General features: G+C 61.7%; 20 protein-coding genes. All 20 read left to right on the top strand.

All coding sequences use genetic code 11. The annotated features are described in order from the left end of the window. The first annotated feature begins 85 nt into the window (after window positions 1–85). Window positions 86–391, top strand: a complete 306-nt coding sequence (locus F6S08_RS22290) for an STAS domain-containing protein (RefSeq protein WP_027603854.1) — start codon at window positions 86–88, stop codon at window positions 389–391. Then, the gene (locus F6S08_RS22285) at window positions 388–2,106 is read left to right on the top strand and encodes a fused response regulator/phosphatase (RefSeq protein WP_065946826.1); all 1,719 of its coding nucleotides are present in this window, start codon (window positions 388–390) and stop codon (window positions 2,104–2,106) included. Before F6S08_RS22290 ends, F6S08_RS22285 begins: the two co-directional genes overlap by 4 nt. Before the next feature lie 30 nt (window positions 2,107–2,136). Then, a complete protein-coding gene (locus tag F6S08_RS22280) occupies window positions 2,137–2,481 on the top strand; it encodes an Hpt domain-containing protein (protein ID WP_065924960.1) in 345 nt (114 codons plus the stop codon). An 86-nt stretch (window positions 2,482–2,567) separates the two neighbouring features. Beyond that, window positions 2,568–3,908 carry a flagellar hook-length control protein FliK gene (locus tag F6S08_RS22275; protein ID WP_315872356.1) on the top strand — a complete coding sequence of 447 codons (1,341 nt, stop codon included), beginning with the start codon at window positions 2,568–2,570 and terminating at the stop codon, window positions 3,906–3,908. A gap of 390 nt (window positions 3,909–4,298) precedes the next feature. Beyond that, the gene (gene fliL, locus F6S08_RS22270) at window positions 4,299–4,805 is read left to right on the top strand and encodes a flagellar basal body-associated protein FliL (protein WP_065924962.1); all 507 of its coding nucleotides are present in this window, start codon (window positions 4,299–4,301) and stop codon (window positions 4,803–4,805) included. 9 nt (window positions 4,806–4,814) lie between these two features. After that, window positions 4,815–5,783 carry a flagellar motor switch protein FliM gene (fliM, locus tag F6S08_RS22265; RefSeq protein ID WP_065924963.1) on the top strand — a complete coding sequence of 323 codons (969 nt, stop codon included), beginning with the start codon at window positions 4,815–4,817 and terminating at the stop codon, window positions 5,781–5,783. A 38-nt stretch (window positions 5,784–5,821) separates the two neighbouring features. After that, on the top strand, window positions 5,822–6,289 hold the full coding sequence (gene fliN, locus F6S08_RS22260; protein WP_027603860.1) for a flagellar motor switch protein FliN: 468 nt from the start codon (window positions 5,822–5,824) through the stop codon (window positions 6,287–6,289). A gap of 1 nt (window position 6,290) precedes the next feature. Further along, the gene (fliO, locus tag F6S08_RS22255; RefSeq protein ID WP_065924964.1) at window positions 6,291–6,725 is read left to right on the top strand and encodes a flagellar biosynthetic protein FliO; all 435 of its coding nucleotides are present in this window, start codon (window positions 6,291–6,293) and stop codon (window positions 6,723–6,725) included. Further along, the gene (fliP, locus tag F6S08_RS22250; protein WP_065924965.1) at window positions 6,725–7,468 is read left to right on the top strand and encodes a flagellar type III secretion system pore protein FliP; all 744 of its coding nucleotides are present in this window, start codon (window positions 6,725–6,727) and stop codon (window positions 7,466–7,468) included. Before fliO ends, fliP begins: the two co-directional genes overlap by 1 nt. 18 nt (window positions 7,469–7,486) lie before the next feature. Continuing rightward, window positions 7,487–7,756: a flagellar biosynthesis protein FliQ gene (gene fliQ, locus F6S08_RS22245; RefSeq protein WP_027603863.1), complete on the top strand. Its 270-nt coding sequence runs from the start codon at window positions 7,487–7,489 to the stop codon at window positions 7,754–7,756. A 4-nt stretch (window positions 7,757–7,760) separates the two neighbouring features. Continuing rightward, window positions 7,761–8,546, top strand: coding sequence for a flagellar biosynthetic protein FliR (gene fliR / locus F6S08_RS22240; RefSeq protein WP_027603864.1), 786 nt, complete (start codon window positions 7,761–7,763; stop codon window positions 8,544–8,546). A gap of 3 nt (window positions 8,547–8,549) precedes the next feature. After that, window positions 8,550–9,686 (top strand): flagellar biosynthesis protein FlhB, encoded by a 1,137-nt coding sequence (gene flhB, locus F6S08_RS22235; protein ID WP_065946824.1) that lies wholly within the window; start codon window positions 8,550–8,552, stop codon window positions 9,684–9,686. 116 nt (window positions 9,687–9,802) lie between these two features. Beyond that, window positions 9,803–10,009 (top strand): cold-shock protein, encoded by a 207-nt coding sequence (locus F6S08_RS22230; RefSeq protein WP_027603866.1) that lies wholly within the window; start codon window positions 9,803–9,805, stop codon window positions 10,007–10,009. A 236-nt stretch (window positions 10,010–10,245) separates the two neighbouring features. Next, window positions 10,246–12,360, top strand: a complete 2,115-nt coding sequence (flhA, locus tag F6S08_RS22225; RefSeq protein ID WP_370737638.1) for a flagellar biosynthesis protein FlhA — start codon at window positions 10,246–10,248, stop codon at window positions 12,358–12,360. A 12-nt stretch (window positions 12,361–12,372) separates the two neighbouring features. Further along, complete coding sequence (gene flhF / locus F6S08_RS22220; protein WP_065924971.1) at window positions 12,373–13,689, top strand: flagellar biosynthesis protein FlhF; 1,317 nt, start codon at window positions 12,373–12,375, stop codon at window positions 13,687–13,689. A gap of 105 nt (window positions 13,690–13,794) precedes the next feature. Next, window positions 13,795–14,628: a flagellar synthesis regulator FleN gene (gene fleN / locus F6S08_RS22215; RefSeq protein ID WP_003192912.1), complete on the top strand. Its 834-nt coding sequence runs from the start codon at window positions 13,795–13,797 to the stop codon at window positions 14,626–14,628. Then, on the top strand, window positions 14,625–15,365 hold the full coding sequence (gene fliA, locus F6S08_RS22210) for an RNA polymerase sigma factor FliA (RefSeq protein ID WP_065924972.1): 741 nt from the start codon (window positions 14,625–14,627) through the stop codon (window positions 15,363–15,365). The genes fleN and fliA overlap by 4 nt, the downstream gene beginning before the upstream one ends. Window positions 15,366–15,534: 169 nt before the next feature. Beyond that, entirely contained in the window at window positions 15,535–15,909 is a 375-nt protein-coding gene (locus F6S08_RS22205) for a chemotaxis response regulator CheY (RefSeq protein ID WP_160385018.1), read from the top strand. Window positions 15,910–15,927: 18 nt separating this feature from the next. Then, the gene (locus tag F6S08_RS22200; protein WP_065924973.1) at window positions 15,928–16,716 is read left to right on the top strand and encodes a protein phosphatase CheZ; all 789 of its coding nucleotides are present in this window, start codon (window positions 15,928–15,930) and stop codon (window positions 16,714–16,716) included. Window positions 16,717–16,727: 11 nt separating this feature from the next. After that, window positions 16,728–18,953, top strand: coding sequence for a chemotaxis protein CheA (locus tag F6S08_RS22195; RefSeq protein WP_137212127.1), 2,226 nt, complete (start codon window positions 16,728–16,730; stop codon window positions 18,951–18,953). Window positions 18,954–18,988: the final 35 nt, after the last annotated feature.

Below are 18,988 nucleotides of genomic sequence, written 5' to 3'. Positions count from 1 at the left end.
CCTGCCACATTTGGTCTGTCGTGTTGCTGGTATCCCATTCGCCTGCTACACCTTGTGTCTATGCCTATGACAAGGAAGCAGTCGCATGTCAATCGAGTCAGAAGTATCCCTGGACGGGAAGAAGTTGACGATCGCAATCAAGGGTCGGTTCGATTTCAGCAGCCACCAGGCGTTTCGTGAGGCTTACGAGCGTTTCTACAAGGTGCCTGAGTCGTATGTGGTCGATCTGAAGGAAACCACTTATATGGACAGTTCGGCCCTGGGCATGCTCCTGCTGTTGAGGGACCATGCCGGCGGCGAGGAGTCGGAGGTCCAGGTGATCAACACCAACTCCGATGTGCGCAAGATCCTCGCCATCTCCAACTTCGACAAATTGTTCGACATCAATTGAGCGCCCTGGCCCCCGCGGTTGAGCCGCTGACGATCCTGATCGCCGAAGACAGTGCCGCCGACCTGCTGTTGCTGTCGACCATTGTGCGACGCCAGGGGCACCAGGTGCTCACTGCAACCAATGGCGAGGAGGCCGTTGAACTGTTCGCGCGCGAGCGTCCGCAACTGGTGTTGATGGACGCGATCATGCCCGTGATGGATGGCCTGGCCGCCGCGCGGTGGATCAAGCAGTTGGCGGGGGAGGAGCTGGTGCCGATCATCTTCCTCACGTCCCTGCGCGAAAGTGCCGCCCTGGCCGAGTGCCTGGATGCCGGCGGCGATGATTTCCTGCCCAAGCCCTACAACCAGCTGATCCTGGCGGCCAAGATCAACGCCATGGACCGCCTGCGCCGGCTGCAGGCGACGATGCTGCAGCAGCGTGACCAGATCGCCAGGCATCATGAGTACCTGTTGCGTGAGCAGCGGGTGGCCAAGGCGGTGTTCGATAAAGTCGCCCATTCCGGCTGCATCAACGCGGCGCCGAATATCCGCTACCTGCAATCGCCTTATGCGCTGTTCAACGGCGACCTGCTGCTGGCGGCATATACGCCGTCGGGCGACATGCACGTGCTGCTCGGCGATTTCACCGGCCATGGCCTGCCGGCGGCGGTGGGCGCCATGCCCCTGGCGGAGGTGTTCTACGGCATGACTGCCAAGGGCTACGGCCTGGCGCAGATCCTGCGGGAGATGAATGCCAAGCTCAAGCGCATCCTGCCGGTGGATATGTTCTGCTGCGCCACCCTGCTGTGCCTGAGCACGCAGCGACGGGTGGTGGAGGTGTGGAACGGCGGCATGCCCGAAGGCTATGTGCATGAAGTCGCCAGCGGCAAGCGCGCGCCGCTGCAGTCGCGGCATTTGCCGTTGGGGGTGCTGTCGGCTGAGGCATTTGATGATCGCACCGAGGTCTGGCCCATGGCGCTGGGTGACCGCGTGTTCCTGCTCTCCGATGGCGTGCTGGACACCGCCGACGCCAACGACCAGCTGTTTGGCGTCGAGCGCTTGCAGCAGGTCTTTGCCGCCAACCGTGAGCCCGACCGGCTCTTCGACGACATCGAGCAGGCCCTGGCGGCCTTTCGCGGTGTGACGCGGGATGATGTGAGCATGGTGGAAATCACACTGCGTCCCGGGCAGCCGCTGCGGGCCACCGGGCCGTTGTATGCCGACAGCGGCCAGTCGTGCCCGCTGGATTGGTCGGTGAGTTTCGAATTTCGTGCCGAAACCCTCAAGCGTTACAACCCCTTGCCCTACCTACTGCAACTGCTGCTGGAGATCCAGGGGCTGCGCGAGCAGAGCGGGGCGCTCTACAGCGTCATGGCCGAGTTGTATTCCAATGCGCTGGAACATGGCGTGCTGGGCCTGGACTCGCGGCTCAAGCGCGATGCCCGGGGCTTTGCCGAGTATTATCGCCAGCGCAATGACCGCCTGGCGCAGCTGAACAGTGGTTATGTGCGCGTGCATGTGCAGGTGGTGCCCACCGAGGCGGGCGGCAAGATGACCCTGCGCGTTGAAGACAGTGGGCCAGGGTTCGACGTGGAGCAGGTGCTGGCCCGGCCGCTGGACATTGATTGCCTGTCCGGTCGGGGCCTGAGCCTGGTGCGTCAACTCAGCAGCGAGGTGCGCTGGTCCGACGGCGGGCGCAGTGTCTGCGTAGAGTTTTGCTGGGGGGCTCTGGCATAATCCGCCGATTCTTGATCAAGGAGCGAGCAAGTGGCTGAGATTCATATGGACCCGGACGTGTTGTCGGGTTTGCAGGAGGTCATGGAAGGCGAGTACCCCAAGCTGCTCGATACCTTCCTCGATGATTCCCAAAAACGCGTCGAAGCGTTGCGCAAGGCACGGGACGACGCCAAGGCACTGGGGCGTATCGCCCATAGCTTCAAGGGCAGCAGTGGCAACCTCGGCGCAGTGCGGTTGGCGTACCTGTGCCAGCGCTTGGAGGCGGAGTCGGTCGAGGCCGCGGCGGACCTGGGGGCGCTGGTGGATCAGATCGATCATGAGTTTGCCTTGGTGAAGCCGATGTATGAGTCGGAGCGGCAGCGGTTCCAGATTTGATTCCATCAGTTTGAAAACCTGGCCCGACTCTTGCTCTACCTCCTGATACTGCATCCCCGATCCCCATGCAGTGGAGACCTTTACCTATGCCAGTCGCCCCGAATTCGCTTCTCCAGGCTGCCCCTGCGGCCAAGCCTCAAGCGCCTGCCGTCAATCCACCGGCAGTGGCTGCGGACCCACGGGACAAGGGCCCTGGCTTCGCTCAGGTGTTCGCCAGCCAGGGTTCCAAACCCACGGTCAAGGCTGATGACAACTCGGCCAAGCCCACGCGGGACAAGCCTGTCGATGCCAGCGCCAAGCCTGCGGCGGGCAACGACAAACCTGCCGCCGCCACGCCAGCGGTTGCCGATAGCGGCAATACCTTGCCTGCCAAGCCTGCGGCATCGTCCGACGACACTGCCAGCAAGGATGACGCTGCACCTGTGGATCCGGCCCTGGCGCAGCAGCCTGCGGTGGACCCGGTGGTCGACCCGGCATTGATTGCCACGGTCACCCCGGTGGTGGTGGTGCCAGTACCGGTGGAAACCCCGGCACCCGTTGCCGCTGCCAAGGATGATAAGGCCGCACCCGTGGTTGCGGCGCCAATCGCAGCGACCGAGGACGCCACGCCGGCCTTCGACCCTGAGGCCGATCCCCTGGACGCCATGCCGGCCGTACGCCTGGCAATGGAGCAGGGCGGGCATGTGTCGGCCAGCAGCCAGGCACCGGCCAAAACCGCCCCGACGACCACCCAGGACCAGCCAACCGCCGCCCAGAACTTTGCCGCCGGCCTGGCCACCATGGTCGACCAGCAAGCCACCAAGGACAGTACGGACCAGGGCGGCGACAAGGCCTTCAGCGGCTTGATCGAAGGCGGCCTCAAGGACTTGAAGGAGGCCAGCAGCGACACCCGCGTCGATGACTTCGCCAACCGCCTGGCCGCATTGACCCAGGCGGCCACGCCGAAAACCGCGAATGCCTTGCCGCCGGTGACGAATGCGCCGCTGGCCATGCATCAGAGCGGCTGGACCGACGAGATCGTCAACCGTGTGATGTACCTCTCCAGCGCCAACCTCAAGTCGGCGGAGATCCAGTTGCAACCGGCCGAACTCGGGCGCCTGGACATCAAGGTCAACATGACCGCCGACCAGCAGGCCCAGGTCAACTTCATGAGCGCCCACCCGGTGGTGCGTGAAGCCCTGGAAAGCCAGTCCGGTCGCTTGCGCGAGATGTTCGCCCAGCAGGGCATGGGGCAGGTGGATGTGAACGTGTCCGACCAGTCCCGTGGCCAGGAGCAGCAGCAACAGCAGGCGCAGACGGGGGGCGTTAGTCGTAGCGGGCGGGGTGGCGACAGCGGCGACAGCGGCAGCCACATTGAAGTGGCCGAAGCCGTGGCGCCCGTGACTTCGACGGTGATCGGCTCCAGCGCCGTCGATTACTACGCCTGATGTGAGTCTGGCATAGGACAAATGTGGGAGGGGGGCTTGCCCCCGATGAGCATAAGTATCTACACATCTTGAGCCGAGTCCCCTGCGTAGCAGCTGTCGAGCCTTGGCGAGGCTGCGTTTGCGGCGCGTCTGACACACCGCCGACGCAGCCTCGCCAAGGCTCGACAGCTGCTACGCGTTATCCTACTGAAGTTGTGTAGATACTTATGCCCCGATGAGGGTGTGTCAGTTCATGCATCAGTTGACTGATACACCCTCATCGGGCAAGCCCCCTCCCACACTTGATTTGTGGTGTTCCCTCGTCTGCGTTCAGCCAACCAACTCTGGCATAACACTTGCTCTTGCCTTTCCGTAGATCTATGAATCCCCGAATAGTGACGGATTATTGGCATGGCGAAGAGCGACGACGCAGCAAAAGCACCCGCACCCGCAGGCAAAGGCAAGCTCAAGCTTATCCTGATGATTGTCGTGGGCCTGCTCCTGGCCATCGGCGCCTCGGTGGGCGGCACCTGGTACATCATGCACAGCAGTGCCAGCAAGCCGGCACCTGCCGCCGAAACCGCCACTAACGCCAAGCAACCGGCAATCTTCGAGCCGATGCTTCCGGCCTTTGTCGCCAACTTCAATCAGAACGGTCGTCAACGCTACCTGCAGGTGAGCATCACTTTGCTGGCGCGTAACCAGTCGGACCTGGATGCCCTCAAGGTGCATATGCCCGTGATCCGCAACAACCTGGTGATGCTGTTTTCCGGGCAGAGTTTCGACACCCTGGCCACCCCGGTGGGCCAGGAAATGCTGCGCCAGAAGGTCACTGCCAGCGTGCAGGAAGTGGCCCAGAAGGAGCTCGGCAAAGTCGTGATCGAGCAGGCGCTCTTCACTAATTTCGTATTGCAGTAGGATCACCCCATGGCCGTGCAGGACCTGCTGTCCCAGGATGAAATCGACGCGCTGTTGCATGGCGTCGACGACGGTCTGGTACAGACTGAAATGGCTGCCGAGCCCGGCAGCGTCAAAAGTTATGACCTGACCAGCCAGGATCGCATCGTCCGTGGACGCATGCCGACCCTTGAGATGATCAACGAACGTTTCGCCCGTTACACCCGGATCAGCATGTTCAACATGCTGCGCCGCTCGGCGGACGTGGCGGTGGGCGGCGTGCAGGTGATGAAGTTCGGCGAGTACGTGCACTCGCTGTACGTGCCCACCAGCCTCAACCTGGTCAAGATCAAGCCATTGCGCGGTACCGCGCTGTTCATCCTCGACGCCAAGCTGGTGTTCAAGCTGGTGGACAACTTCTTCGGCGGTGACGGCCGTCACGCCAAGATCGAGGGCCGTGAATTCACCCCTACCGAATTGCGCGTGGTGCGCATGGTGCTGGAACAGGCCTTCATTGACTTGAAGGAAGCCTGGCAGGCGATCATGGAAGTCAATTTCGAGTACATCAACTCGGAAGTGAACCCGGCCATGGCCAACATCGTCGGGCCGAGCGAGGCCATTGTGGTGTCCACGTTCCACATCGAGCTCGATGGCGGTGGCGGCGACCTGCACGTGACCATGCCGTACTCGATGATCGAGCCGGTGCGCGAAATGCTCGACGCCGGCTTCCAGTCCGACCTGGACGACCAGGACGAACGCTGGGTCAAGGCCCTGCGCGAAGACCTGCTGGATGTCGACGTGCCGCTGAGCGCCACCGTGGCCCGGCGCCAGTTGCGCCTGCGGGATATTTTGCACATGCAGCCGGGGGACATTATCCCGGTCGAATTGCCGAACGAAATGATCATGCGCGCCAACGGCGTGCCGTCGTTCAAGGTCAAGCTGGGGTCCCACAAGGGCAACCTCGCTTTGCAAGTGGTTGAGCCGATCAACCGTCGCTGATCCCTATTTATGAATGTTTGCTCCGCCGAGGACATGTAATGGCTACCGAACACGAAAACACTTCCGCCGAAGACCAGGCCCTGGCTGACGAGTGGGCTGCGGCCCTGGAAGAGACCGGCGATGTTGGCCAGGATGATATCGACGCACTGCTGGCCGCTGATGCCGCCACAGCACCAGCGGGTAATCGCCTGCCCATGGAAGAGTTCGGCAGCGTGCCGAAGAACAACGACCCGGTGACCCTCGATGGGCCGAACCTGGACGTGATCCTCGACATCCCGGTGTCGATCTCCATGGAAGTGGGCAGTACCGACATCAACATCCGCAACCTGCTGCAACTCAACCAGGGCTCGGTGATCGAGCTGGATCGCCTGGCCGGTGAGCCGCTGGACGTGCTGGTCAACGGCACCCTGATCGCCCACGGCGAAGTGGTGGTGGTCAACGAAAAGTTCGGCATCCGCCTGACCGACGTGATCAGCCCAAGCGAACGCATCAAGAAGTTGCGCTGATATGAAACGGCTGATGGTGGGACTGTTCGCCGCGCTGCCATTGGTGGCGTGGGCGGCGGAGCCGGCGGCCCAAGTTGCCGCTGCGCCCGTCGGCGGCAGCGTTGGCGGGCAACTGACGCAGCTGGTGCTGGGCCTGTTGCTGGTGGTCGGCTTGATCTTCGTGTTGGCCTGGCTGATGCGTCGTGTGCAGAGCATCGGCCCGGGCAATGCCCAGGTCATCGAAATGATCGGCTCGCGCGCCCTCGGCCCGCGTGACCGGCTGGTGCTGGTGCAAGTGGGCGAGGAACAGATCCTGCTGGGCATTACCCCCGGCCGAATCACGCCGCTGCATGTGCTCAAGACCCCGGTGCCCACCACCCAATCCCAGCCCGCCACGCCAGAATTCGCCCAGCGCCTGATGGAATTGCTGGGCAAGGATCAGAAGGATAAGAAGTAATGCGCGTTTTATTGACGCTCATGCTGTTGCTGGCCGCGCCATTGGCGCTGGCCGCCGACCCGTTGTCGATCCCGGCGATTACGCTGGGTACCAACGCCGCGGGGGCCCAGGAGTATTCGGTCAGCCTGCAGATCCTGCTGATCATGACTGCGCTGAGCTTTATCCCGGCGTTTGTCATGCTGATGACCAGCTTCACGCGGATCATCATCGTGTTCTCGATCCTGCGTCAGGCCCTGGGCCTGCAGCAGACGCCGTCGAACCAGATCCTCACCGGCATGGCATTGTTCTTGACGCTGTTCATCATGGCGCCGGTGTTCGACAAGGTGAACCAGCAAGCCCTGCAGCCGTACCTGGCCGAGACCATCACGGCCCAGGTTGCGATTGACCGGGCGCAAGGGCCGATCAAGGATTTCATGCTGTCGCAGACCCGCTCCAGCGACCTTGAGCTGTTCATGCGCCTGTCCAAGCGTACCGACATCGCGACCCCGGACCAGGCGCCGCTGACCATCCTGGTGCCGGCGTTCGTCACCTCGGAACTGAAGACCGCATTCCAGATCGGCTTCATGATCTTTATCCCGTTCCTGATCATCGACCTGGTGGTGGCGAGCGTGCTGATGGCCATGGGGATGATGATGCTGTCGCCGCTGATTATTTCATTGCCGTTCAAGATCATGCTGTTTGTGCTGGTGGACGGCTGGGCGCTGATTATCGGCACGTTGGCCGGCAGTTTCGGAGGGGTGTGATTTGTTAGGTGAAGCAGCATGACCCCAGAAGTCGCCGTCGACCTGTTCCGTGAAGCACTGTGGCTGACCACCGTGATGGTTGCCGTGCTGGTGGTGCCGAGCCTGTTGGTGGGCCTGCTGGTGGCGATGTTCCAGGCCGCGACCCAGATCAACGAACAGACCTTGAGTTTCCTGCCGCGCCTGCTGGTGATGCTGATCACCCTGATTGTCGCCGGCCCGTGGCTGGTGCAAACCTTCATGGAATACATCCTGCAGCTGTACGGCAGTATTCCGCAGTTGATCGGCTGACCCGATGCAGTCCTTGCTGGCATTGACCGACACCCAGATCAGCACGTGGGTGGCCTCGTTCATCCTGCCGTTGTTCCGGGTGACGGCGGTGCTGATGAGCATGCCGGTGTTCGGTACTACCCTGGTGCCGCGCCGCATCCGCCTGTATTTCGCCGTGGCGATCACCGTGGTGCTCGTGCCTGGCCTGCCGCCGATGCCCCCGGTCAACGCACTCGACCTCAGTGCCTTGATGCTGATTGCCGAGCAGATCCTGATCGGCTCGCTGCTGGGCTTTTCGCTGCAACTGTTCTTCCAGGCGTTCGTGATCGCCGGGCAGATCATCTCGATCCAGATGGGCATGGGCTTCGCGTCCATGGTCGACCCCACCAACGGCGTATCGGCGGCGGTGATCGGGCAGTTCCTGACCATGCTGGTGACCTTGTTGTTCCTGGCCATGAACGGCCACCTGGTGGTGTTCGAGGTGTTGACCGAAAGCTTCACCACCTTGCCGGTAGGCTCCGGGCTGGTGGTCAATCACTTCTGGGAGCTGGTGGGGCGTCTCAGTTGGGTGCTCGGTGCCTCGCTGTTGCTGGTACTGCCGGCGATCACGGCCTTGCTGGTGGTCAACATCGCGTTTGGCGTCATGACCCGCGCGGCGCCACAGCTGAACATTTTCTCCATTGGTTTCCCCTTGACCCTGGTGCTGGGCATGGGGATTTTCTGGGTCGGCCTGGCCGACATTCTCAATCAGTATCAACCGCTGGCGACCGACGCCTTGCAGTTCCTACGTGATCTGGCACGGGCGCGCTGAGCCATGGCCGAGAGCGAGAGTGGTCAGGACAAGACAGAAGACCCCACGGAGAAGCGTAAAAAGGACTCCAGGGAAAAGGGCGAGATTGCCCGTTCCAAGGAGCTCAACACCGTTGCGACCATGATGGCCGGATCCGGTGCCTTGCTGATCTATGGTGGCGGCCTGGCGCTGGACTTGATGGAGCTGATGAAGCACAACTTCACCTTGCCCCGCGATGTGCTGCTCAACCCTGGCTCCATGGGTCAATACCTGCTGCACTCGGGCAAGATCGCGATATTGGCGGTGCAGCCGATCCTGATCACCCTGCTGCTGGCCGCACTGATCGGCCCGGTCGCCCTCGGCGGCTGGCTGTTCGCCGCCGGCAGCATGGCACCCAAGTTCAGCCGCATGAACCCTGCGGCCGGTCTCAAGCGCATGTTCTCCGCCAAGGCCCTGGTGGAGCTGCTCAAGGCCCTGGCCAAGTTCATCCTGATTCTGTTCGTGGCACTGATGGTGTTGTCGTCCGACATCGACGACCTGCTGCGCATCGCCCATGAACCCCTGGAGTCGGCGATCATCCACAGTGTGCAGGTGGTGGGCTGGAGTGCGCTGTGGATGGCCGCCGGGCTGATCATCATCGCGGCGGTGGATGCGCCGATCCAGTTGTGGGAAAGCCACAAGAAACTGCTGATGACCAAGCAGGAAGTGCGCGACGAGCACAAGGATCAGGAAGGCCGCCCCGAGGTCAAGCAACGCATCCGCCAGCTGCAGCGGGAAATGTCCCAACGCAAGATGATGGCCTCGGTGCCCGACGCCGACGTGGTCATCACCAACCCGACCCACTACGCCGTGGCCCTCAAGTACGACCCGGAGAAGGGCGGCGCGCCGATGCTGCTGGCCAAGGGCAGCGACTTTACCGCACTGAAAATCCGTGAAATCGCCGTGGCCCACGACATCCTGCTGCTGGAATCGCCGGAGCTGGCGCGGTCGATCTTCTACTCCACCGACCTCGACCAGGAAATCCCGGCGGGGTTGTACCTGGCCGTGGCCCAGGTGTTGGCGTATGTCTATCAGATTCGCCAATACCGCGCGGGCAAGGGGAAACGCCCGGATCCGCTCAAGGACCTGCCGATTCCGCCGGAGTTGCGTCGCGATTCCTGACCTCCTACCACTCGTCACTAACTGCCGTCTACCTGTCAACTTTGACAGTAGTCAATCTTATTTCCAGCGCGTTTGATTAGGCTCAGGTCTTAAAACAAGCAGGGTGGAGAAGGTTAATGGCAACCGGCATCGTAAAGTGGTTCAACGCAGAAAAGGGGTTTGGTTTCATCAAGCCGGACGATGGTTCTGAAGATGTATTTGTGCATTACTCGGGGATCGTTTCCGGCGGTTTCAAAAGCCTGGATGAAAACCAAAAGGTCGAATACGTGCTTGCCAACGGCCCCAAGGGGCTGCAGGCAACTGAAGTTAAAACTGTGAGCTAGCCCGCGAGCGCTAGTTTCGCTGTCGGCAATGGATGTGCACAGAACCGACTGCGGGAGGGGGCTTGTCCCTCCCGCAGTTGGAGTGTTTACATCCGATAGAGCTCGGGCGCCTGTAGCGATCCACCTCCTCAAAAGCAAAGTTGGAAGGCTTCTTGCAATACCGCCTCCAGGACGCCTCCCGGCGTCAAAAGTTTGCTTTAAGGAAACGAGGAATACCGGTGGTGGATCGCTCTCAAATGTTCAGCACGGCCCGTGGCACCCTGACTGACCTCTCGCGGGGCAATCTGGGTGTGCCGTTGTTGTTGCTGGTCATGCTGGCAATGATGATGTTGCCGATGCCGCCGTTCCTGCTGGACGTGTTCTTCACCTTCAACATCGCCCTGTCCGTCGTCGTCCTGCTGGTGTGCGTCTACGCCTTGCGGCCGCTGGATTTCGCGGTGTTCCCGACGATCCTGCTGGTGGCAACCCTGTTGCGCCTGGCGCTGAACGTGGCGTCCACCCGTGTGGTCATGCTCCACGGCCAGGATGGCCACGCCGCTGCCGGTAAGGTGATCCAGGCCTTCGGTGAGGTGGTGATCGGCGGTAACTACGTGGTCGGTATCGTGGTGTTCGCGATCCTCATGATCATCAACTTCGTGGTGGTGACCAAGGGCGCCGGGCGGATTTCCGAGGTGAGCGCACGCTTTACCCTCGACGCCATGCCCGGCAAGCAGATGGCTATCGACGCCGACCTCAACGCCGGCCTGATTGACCAGAACCAGGCCAAGACCCGCCGCTTGGAAGTCGCCCAGGAAGCCGAGTTCTACGGTTCCATGGACGGTGCCAGTAAATTCGTGCGCGGTGACGCCATCGCCGGCCTGCTGATCCTGTTCATCAACCTGATCGGCGGCATGGCGGTCGGGATCTTCCAGCACGGCATGACCTTCGGCGATGCGGGCAAGGTGTACGCCCTGCTGACCATCGGTGACGGTTTAGTGGCGCAATTGCCATCACTGTTGTTATCTACAGCTGCCGCCATCATGGTGACCCGTGCTTCGGGCTCCGAAGACATGGGCAAGCAGATCAGCCGCCAGATGTTTGCCTCGCCCAAGGCCTTGGCTGTGGCGGCCGGCATCATGGCGATCATGGGGATCGTGCCGGGCATGCCCCATGTGTCGTTCCTGAGCATGGCGGCCCTGGCCGGCGGCGCTGCCTACCTGTTCTGGAAAAAGCAGAATGCGGTCAAGGTCCAGGCCCTGCAAGAAGTTGCGCGCCAGCAGGAACTGCTGCCATCCCCGGCCCGCGCCCAGGAAACCAAGGAGTTGGGCTGGGACGACGTGACCCCGATCGACATGATTGGCCTGGAAGTCGGCTACCGCCTGATTCCGCTGGTGGACCGCAACCAGGGCGGCCAGTTGCTCGCGCGGATCAAGGGCGTGCGCAAGAAGCTGTCCCAGGACCTGGGCTTCCTGATGCCCACCGTGCATATCCGCGACAACCTCGACCTGGCCCCCAGTGCCTACCGCCTGACCCTGATGGGCGTGATCCTGGCCGAAGCCGAGATCTACCCGGACCGCGAGCTGGCAATCAACCCCGGCCAGGTATTCGGCAGCCTCAACGGCATTACCGCCAAAGATCCGGCTTTTGGCCTGGAGGCGGTGTGGATCGAAATCAGCCAGCGCAGCCAGGCGCAGTCCCTGGGCTACACCGTGGTGGACGCCAGCACCGTGGTCGCAACCCACCTCAACCAGATCCTGTACAAGCACTCCCACGAGCTGATCGGCCACGAAGAAGTCCAGCAATTGATGGGCTTGCTGGGCAAGGCCTCGCCAAAACTGGCAGAAGAGCTGGTGCCGGGCGTGCTGTCGTTGTCGCAACTGCTCAAGGTGCTGCAGGCGCTGCTGGCCGAACAGGTGCCGGTACGCGACATTCGCAGCATTGCCGAGGCTATCGCCAACAATGCCGCCAAGAGTCAAGATACCGCCGCGCTGGTGGCGGCGGTGCGTGTCGGATTGTCCCGCGCAATCGTGCAAAGCATTGTAGGGCTTGACTCCGAGCTGCCTGTGATCACCTTGGAACCAAGGTTGGAACAGATATTGCTCAATAGTATTCAGAAGGCAGGACAAGGCCAGGAAGAGGGCGTTCTGCTGGAGCCAAGCATGGCTGAGAAACTGCAGCGTTCGTTGATCGACGCCGCACAGCGCCAGGAAATGCAGGGCCAACCGGTGATTCTGCTGGTGGCGGGTCCGGTCCGGGCGATGCTGTCGCGGTTTGGACGTCTGGCAGTACCGAATTTGCACGTTTTGGCTTATCAGGAAATTCCTGACAACAAGCAAGTGACTATCGTTGCGACAGTAGGGCCCAACGGCTGAGGGTAGTGGGTTATGCAAGTTAAGCGTTTTTTCGCCGCCGATATGCGTCAGGCCATGAAACTGGTCCGCGATGAGCTGGGCGCCGATGCCGCGATTATCGGTAATCGTCGTATTGCCGGCGGTGTCGAGCTGACGGCTGCCCTGGACTACACCCCCTCGGCATTGGCGCCGCGTGTGCCGAACATGGAACTCGAAGACGAGCTGCGCAAGACCGCTTCGCGCATCGTCTCGGCCCAGGCTGAGCTGAGCATGCGTGGCGACAGCGATGCCACCACCAATCGCCAGTTGTTCGCCGGCCTGCCGCTGACCGCCGCCGAGCCGCTGGTTGAGCCAACGTTCATCGAACCGCCACGTCCTGCCGCGCCAGCCCCGGCCGCCGCAGTCGACCAGCGCGTCTTCGACTCGATGCGTTTTGAACTCAACGGCCTGCGCGAATTGCTGGAAGTGCAACTGGGTTCACTGGCCTGGACCCAACTGCAAGGCAGCAAACCGCACCAGGCCAACCTGTGGCGCCGCCTGCAACGCATCGGCCTGTCCGGCCCGTTGTCCCGCGACCTGTTGGCCCTGACCACCGAAATCGAAGAGCCTCGCCAGGCCTGGCGCATGTTGCTGGCCCACCTGGCGCGGATGATCGCCACCCCGGAAATCGAACCCCTGGAAGAGGGCGGTGTGATCGCCATGGTCGGCCCTGCCGGCATGGGCAAGACCACCACCCTGGCCAAGCTGGCGGCGCGCTATGTGCTCAAGTACGGCGCGAACAGCATCGCGCTGGTGAGCATGGACAGCTACCGCATCGGCGCCCAGGAACAGCTCAAGACCCTGGGCCGTATCCTCAATGTGCCGGTCACCCACGTCGACCCGGGCCAATCCCTGGCCAACGCGCTCGATCCGTTGCTGCGCAAGCGCGTGGTGCTGATCGACACCGCCGGCCTGCAGGCCAGCGATCCGGCGTTGCGCCTGCAACTGGAAAGCCTGGCCGGGCGTGGTATCAAGTCGAAAAATTACCTGGTGCTTGCAACCACCAGCCAGAAACAGGTTCTTACCGCTGCGTACCATAGCTACAAGCGTTGCGGTCTGGCCGGCTGCATCCTGACTAAACTGGATGAAACCGCCAGCCTGGGCGAAGTGTTGAGCCTGGCTATCAGCCATGAACTACCGGTTGCCTACCTGACCGACGGCCCGCGGATCCCGGATGATTTGCATCTGCCGCGCCGTCATCAACTGGTCAGCCGCGCTGTCAGCGTGCAAATGCAAGAAGAGCCTAGCGAGGAAGCGATGGCCGATATGTTCGCCGACCTTTACCACAACCCGGCAAAGCGGGTGGGTTGAGGCGCGATGAACACCGTGAAATGTACCTACATCGATGGTCTGCAAGCGATTCACGCGGCCAAGCCATGTAGCCTGCGTCTAAGCAAGACAAGGTAAAGAAATAAAATGGGCAGCATGCATCCCGTACAGGTGATCGCGGTGACCGGCGGCAAAGGTGGCGTCGGAAAAACTAACGTGTCAGTGAATTTGTCCCTGGCCCTGGCAGAGCTTGGCCGTCGCGTCATGCTGCTGGATGCTGACCTGGGGCTGGCGAACGTCGACGTTCTGCTGGGACTGACGCCCAAACACACCCTGGCCGATGTGATCGAGGGGCGCTGTGAGCTGCGCGACGTGCTGCTCCAGGGCCCAGGCGGGATCCGCATCGTGCCGGCCGCCTCCGGTACCCAGAGCATGGTGCACCTGAGCCCGGCGCAGCATGCCGGCCTGATCCAGGCATTCAGTGACATCGGCGACAACCTCGACGTGCTGGTGATCGACACCGCCGCCGGGATCGGCGAGTCCGTGGTCAGCTTCGTGCGCGCGGCGCAGGAAGTCTTGCTGGTGGTCTGCGATGAACCCACCTCGATCACCGACGCCTACGCCCTGATCAAACTGCTTAACCGTGACTACGGCATGAACCGCTTCCGCGTCCTGGCCAACATGGCCCAGAGCCCGCAGGAAGGTCGCAACCTGTTCGCCAAGTTGACCAAGGTCACGGATCGCTTTCTCGATGTCGCCTTACAATACGTCGGTGCAGTTCCCTACGACGAGTGTGTGCGCAAGGCTGTGCAAAAGCAGCGTGCAGTCTACGAAGCGTTCCCTCGTTCCAAGTGCGCATTGGCGTTCAAGGCTATTGCCCAGAAGGTCGATACCTGGCCGTTGCCTGCCAACCCTCGGGGGCATCTGGAGTTTTTCGTCGAGCGATTGGTGCATCAGACGAGTGCAGGACCGGTGCTATGACAGCGAACGGCTATAACGCTTACAAGAAGTCTGCCCGTGACAGCCAGGGCGAGTTGATCGAGCGCTATGCGCCACTGGTCAAGCGCATCGCCTATCACCTGCTGGCACGCCTGCCCGCCAGCGTCCAGGTCGAAGACCTGATCCAGGCGGGCATGATCGGCCTGCTCGAAGTGTCGACCAAGTACGACGCGAGCAAGGGCGCGAGCTTCGAGACGTATGCGGGCATCCGCATCCGTGGCGCGATGCTCGACGAAGTGCGCAAAGGCGATTGGGCGCCGCGTTCGGTGCACCGCAATACACGCATGGTCAGTGACGCAATTCGTGCAATTGAAGCAAAAACCGGTCGCGACGCTAAAGATCACGAAGTTGCGGCCGAACTCCAATTGAGTCTCGACGATTATTACGGGATTTTGAACGATACCTTGGGCAGCCGCCTGTTCAGTTTCGACGACCTGTTACAGGACGGCGAACACGAAGGGCTGCATGAGGACGGCGCGAGCACGCATATGGAGCCGTCGCGTGACCTGGAAGATGAGCGTTTCCAGGGAGCGTTGGCGGACGCCATTGCCAACTTGCCGGAGCGCGAGCGGTTGGTGTTGGCGCTGTACTACGACGAAGAGCTGAACCTCAAGGAAATCGGTGAGGTCCTGGGGGTCAGCGAATCCCGTGTCAGCCAGTTGCACAGCCAGTGCGCGGCCCGCTTGCGGGGGCGTCTGGGAGAGTGGCGAGCGCGCTGACAGGCAGTGTGGGGAGCATTGCAAAGCGATACCGCGAAGGTGATAGCCTTCGCGGGCTCGGGCCGTGGTGCCCTCGGCAGTCCTTTTTGTGTAATGCCTGTTGATTGAAATGGCGCGTCCAGGTGCTGGGCGCGTTTAAGACTGCTTGGAGGTCGAATTGGACAAGAACATGAAAATCCTCATCGTTGATGACTTCTCAACGATGCGGCGGATCATAAAAAACCTGTTGCGTGACCTTGGGTTCACAAACACGGTCGAGGCGGATGACGGCCTTACGGCGATTCCGATCCTCAACAGCGGGAGCATCGACTTTCTGGTAACGGACTGGAACATGCCGGGGATGACCGGTATCGACTTGTTGCGCCACGTGCGTGCCGACGAAAAATTGCGCAGCCTTCCCGTGTTGATGGTGACCGCCGAAGCCAAGCGTGAACAGATCATCGAAGCCGCCCAGGCCGGGGTCAACGGTTACGTGGTCAAACCATTCACTGCACAGGCCTTGAAAGAGAAGATCGAAAAGATCTTCGAACGCATCCACGGCTGATGCCATCGCGGGGGAGCTATGGAGCATAAAGAAACGTCACAGGGAGACTTTGAGTCGACCCTGAAAAAGCATGCTCACCAGTTGGTCGACAGCCTTGAAAAAGGCCAGTTCGGCGATGCGGTGCAGTTGATCCATGAGCTCAACCAGACCCGTGACCGAGGCCTGTACCAGGAAGTGGGCAAGCTCACACGCGAGCTGCACAGCGCGATCGTCAATTTCCAGATTGACCCGCACATGCCCCAGGCCGAAGAGATTTCGCAGATCACCGACGCCACCGAACGCCTGTCCTATGTGGTCAGGCTGACCGAGGCGGCGGCCAACCGCACCATGGACCTGGTGGAAAACGCCACGCCCCTGGTCAACGGCATGGCCACGGAAGCCCACGCCCTGAGCGTTGACTGGGGCCGCTTCATGCGCCGTGAAGTCGGTGCGGAAGAGTTTCGTGAGCTGGCACGTCGGGTCGAAGGGTTTTTGTCGCGCAGCGAGCAGGAAAACCGCACGGTTTCCAGCAACCTCAATGACATTCTGCTCGCCCAGGATTACCAGGACCTGACCGGTCAGGTGATCAAGCGTGTGACCCAGTTGGTCACCGAAGTGGAAAGCAACCTGCTCAAATTGGTACTCATGGCCGGCCAGGTCGACCGTTTTGCCGGCATCGAACATGACCGCGAAGCGATCCTCTCTGAAAAAGATCCACAAAAACATCTCGCCAAGGGTGAAGGTCCGCAGATTCATGCCGATAAACGTGAAGACGTTGTGTCAGGTCAGGATGACGTAGATGACCTGTTATCCAGTTTAGGCTTCTAAGGAGCACCCACATGAGCTTCGGCGCCGATGAAGAGATCCTTCAGGATTTCCTTGTAGAGGCCGGCGAAATTTTAGAGCAACTGTCCGAACAACTGGTCGAGCTGGAAAGCCGCCCGGATGATGCGAACCTGCTCAATGCAATTTTTCGCGGTTTTCATACTGTAAAAGGGGGCGCCGGCTTCCTCCAGCTCCATGAGCTGGTGGAGTGCTGCCACATCGCCGAGAACGTGTTCGACATCCTGCGCAAGGGTGAGCGTCACGTTGATTCGGAGTTGATGGACGTGATTCTCGAAGCACTGGATGCGGTCAACGGCATGTTCAGCGAAGTGCGCGAGCGTGCCCCGATCACCGCAGCCACTCCGGAACTGCTGGCCGCCCTGGCGCGCTATGCAGAGCCGGCCGACACCTCGGCAGCGCCGGTGGTCGAAGCCGTACCGGAACCGGTGGCGGAGCCTGAAGCGGATGTGACGGACAGCGAGTTCGAGCAACTGCTCAGCTCCCTCAGTGCCGTCAAGGCCGAAGCCGAAGCGCCGGCTGCGGTTGCCCCGGTTGCCCCGGCTGCCGCGCCGACCAGCGAGGACATTACCGACGCTGAGTTCGAGTCCCTGCTCGATCAATTGCACGGCAAGGGCCAGTTCGCCGCCGACGCCGTGGCGCCTGCCGGTGCCGCCGCCGGTGCTGCGCAGGCGCCTGCCGCTTCTGCCAGCACCGACATCACTGACGATGAATTCGAAGCGTTGCTCGACCAGTTGCATGGCAAGGGCACCTTCGCGGCCGATGCCTTGCCGGCAGTCGCCGCTACGGCCGCGGCCCCGGCAGCACCCGCTGCCGGCGCCAAGCCTGCGGATGATGGGTTGATCTCCGATCACGAATTCGAAGCACTGCTGGACGATCTGCACGGCAAGGGCAAGTTCACCGAAGTCGCCCCGGCCGCTGCTGCAGCCACGGCGGCACCGGTTGCCGCCAAAGCCGCCGCGCCCGCCGCCAAGCCTGCGCCTGCGCCGGCTGCTGCCCCGGCTCCAGCGCGTGCCGCTACGGCGCCGGTCGCGGAAAAACCGGCCAGTGAAGCCGAAACCACCGTGCGGGTCGATACCGCACGGCTGGACGACATCATGAACATGGTCGGCGAGCTGGTACTGGTGCGTAACCGCCTGGTGCGCCTGGGCCTGAGCAGTGGCGATGAAGCCATGCAGAAGGCCGTGTCGAACCTCGACGTGGTCACCGCCGACCTGCAGACCGCGGTGATGAAAACGCGCATGCAGCCGATCAAGAAAGTCTTCGGCCGCTTCCCGCGCCTGGTTCGCGACCTCGCGCGCCAGCTGAAGAAAGAGATCAACCTGGAACTGGTGGGTGAAGAAACCGACCTCGACAAGAACCTTGTCGAGGCCCTGGCCGACCCGCTGGTCCACTTGGTGCGCAACGCTGTCGACCACGGTGTCGAAACCCCGGAAGAACGCGAAGCCTCAGGCAAGTCCCGTGGCGGCAAGGTGATCCTGGCGGCGGAGCAGGAAGGCGACCACATCCTGCTGTCGATCACCGATGACGGCAAGGGCATGGATCCGAATATCCTGCGCAGTATCGCCGTCAAGCGTGGCGTGATGGACAAGGACGCCGCCGACCGCCTGACCGACACCGAGTGCTACAACCTGATCTTCGCCCCCGGCTTCTCGACCAAGACCGAGATTTCCGACGTGTCGGGCCGTGGCGTGGGCATGGACGTGGTGAAGACCAAGATCAGCCAGCTCAACGGCTCGATCAACATCTACTCGACCAAGGGCCAGGGCTCCAAGATCGTCATCAAGGTGCCGTTGACCCTGGCGATCATGCCGACCCTGATGGTGATGCTGGGCAACCAGGCGTTCGCCTTCCCGCTGGTCAACGTCAACGAGATCTTCCACCTCGACCTGTCGCGCACCAACGTGGTCGACGGCCAGGAAGTGGTGATCGTGCGGGACAAGGCGTTGCCCCTGTTCTACCTCAAGCGCTGGCTGGTTGCATCGGCCGCCCATGAAGAGCAGCGCGAAGGCCATGTGGTGATTCTCTCCGTGGGCACCCAGCGTATCGGCTTTGTCGTCGATCAACTGGTTGGCCAGGAAGAAGTGGTCATCAAGCCTTTGGGCAAAATGCTGCAGGGAACCCCGGGCATGTCGGGTGCGACCATCACCGGTGACGGTCGGATCGCGCTGATTCTCGATGTTCCGAGCATGCTCAAGCGTTACGCCGCTCGGCGTATTTGATTCTGGTGGGGCATAGGCGGTATTGCCCGCCCCAC

Origin of the sequence: Pseudomonas sp. JV449 (assembly GCF_032424295.1) — a bacterium.
Classification (GTDB): Bacteria; Pseudomonadota; Gammaproteobacteria; order Pseudomonadales; family Pseudomonadaceae; genus Aquipseudomonas; species Aquipseudomonas marginalis.
This window is presented reverse-complemented; position numbering and strand designations above follow the sequence as displayed.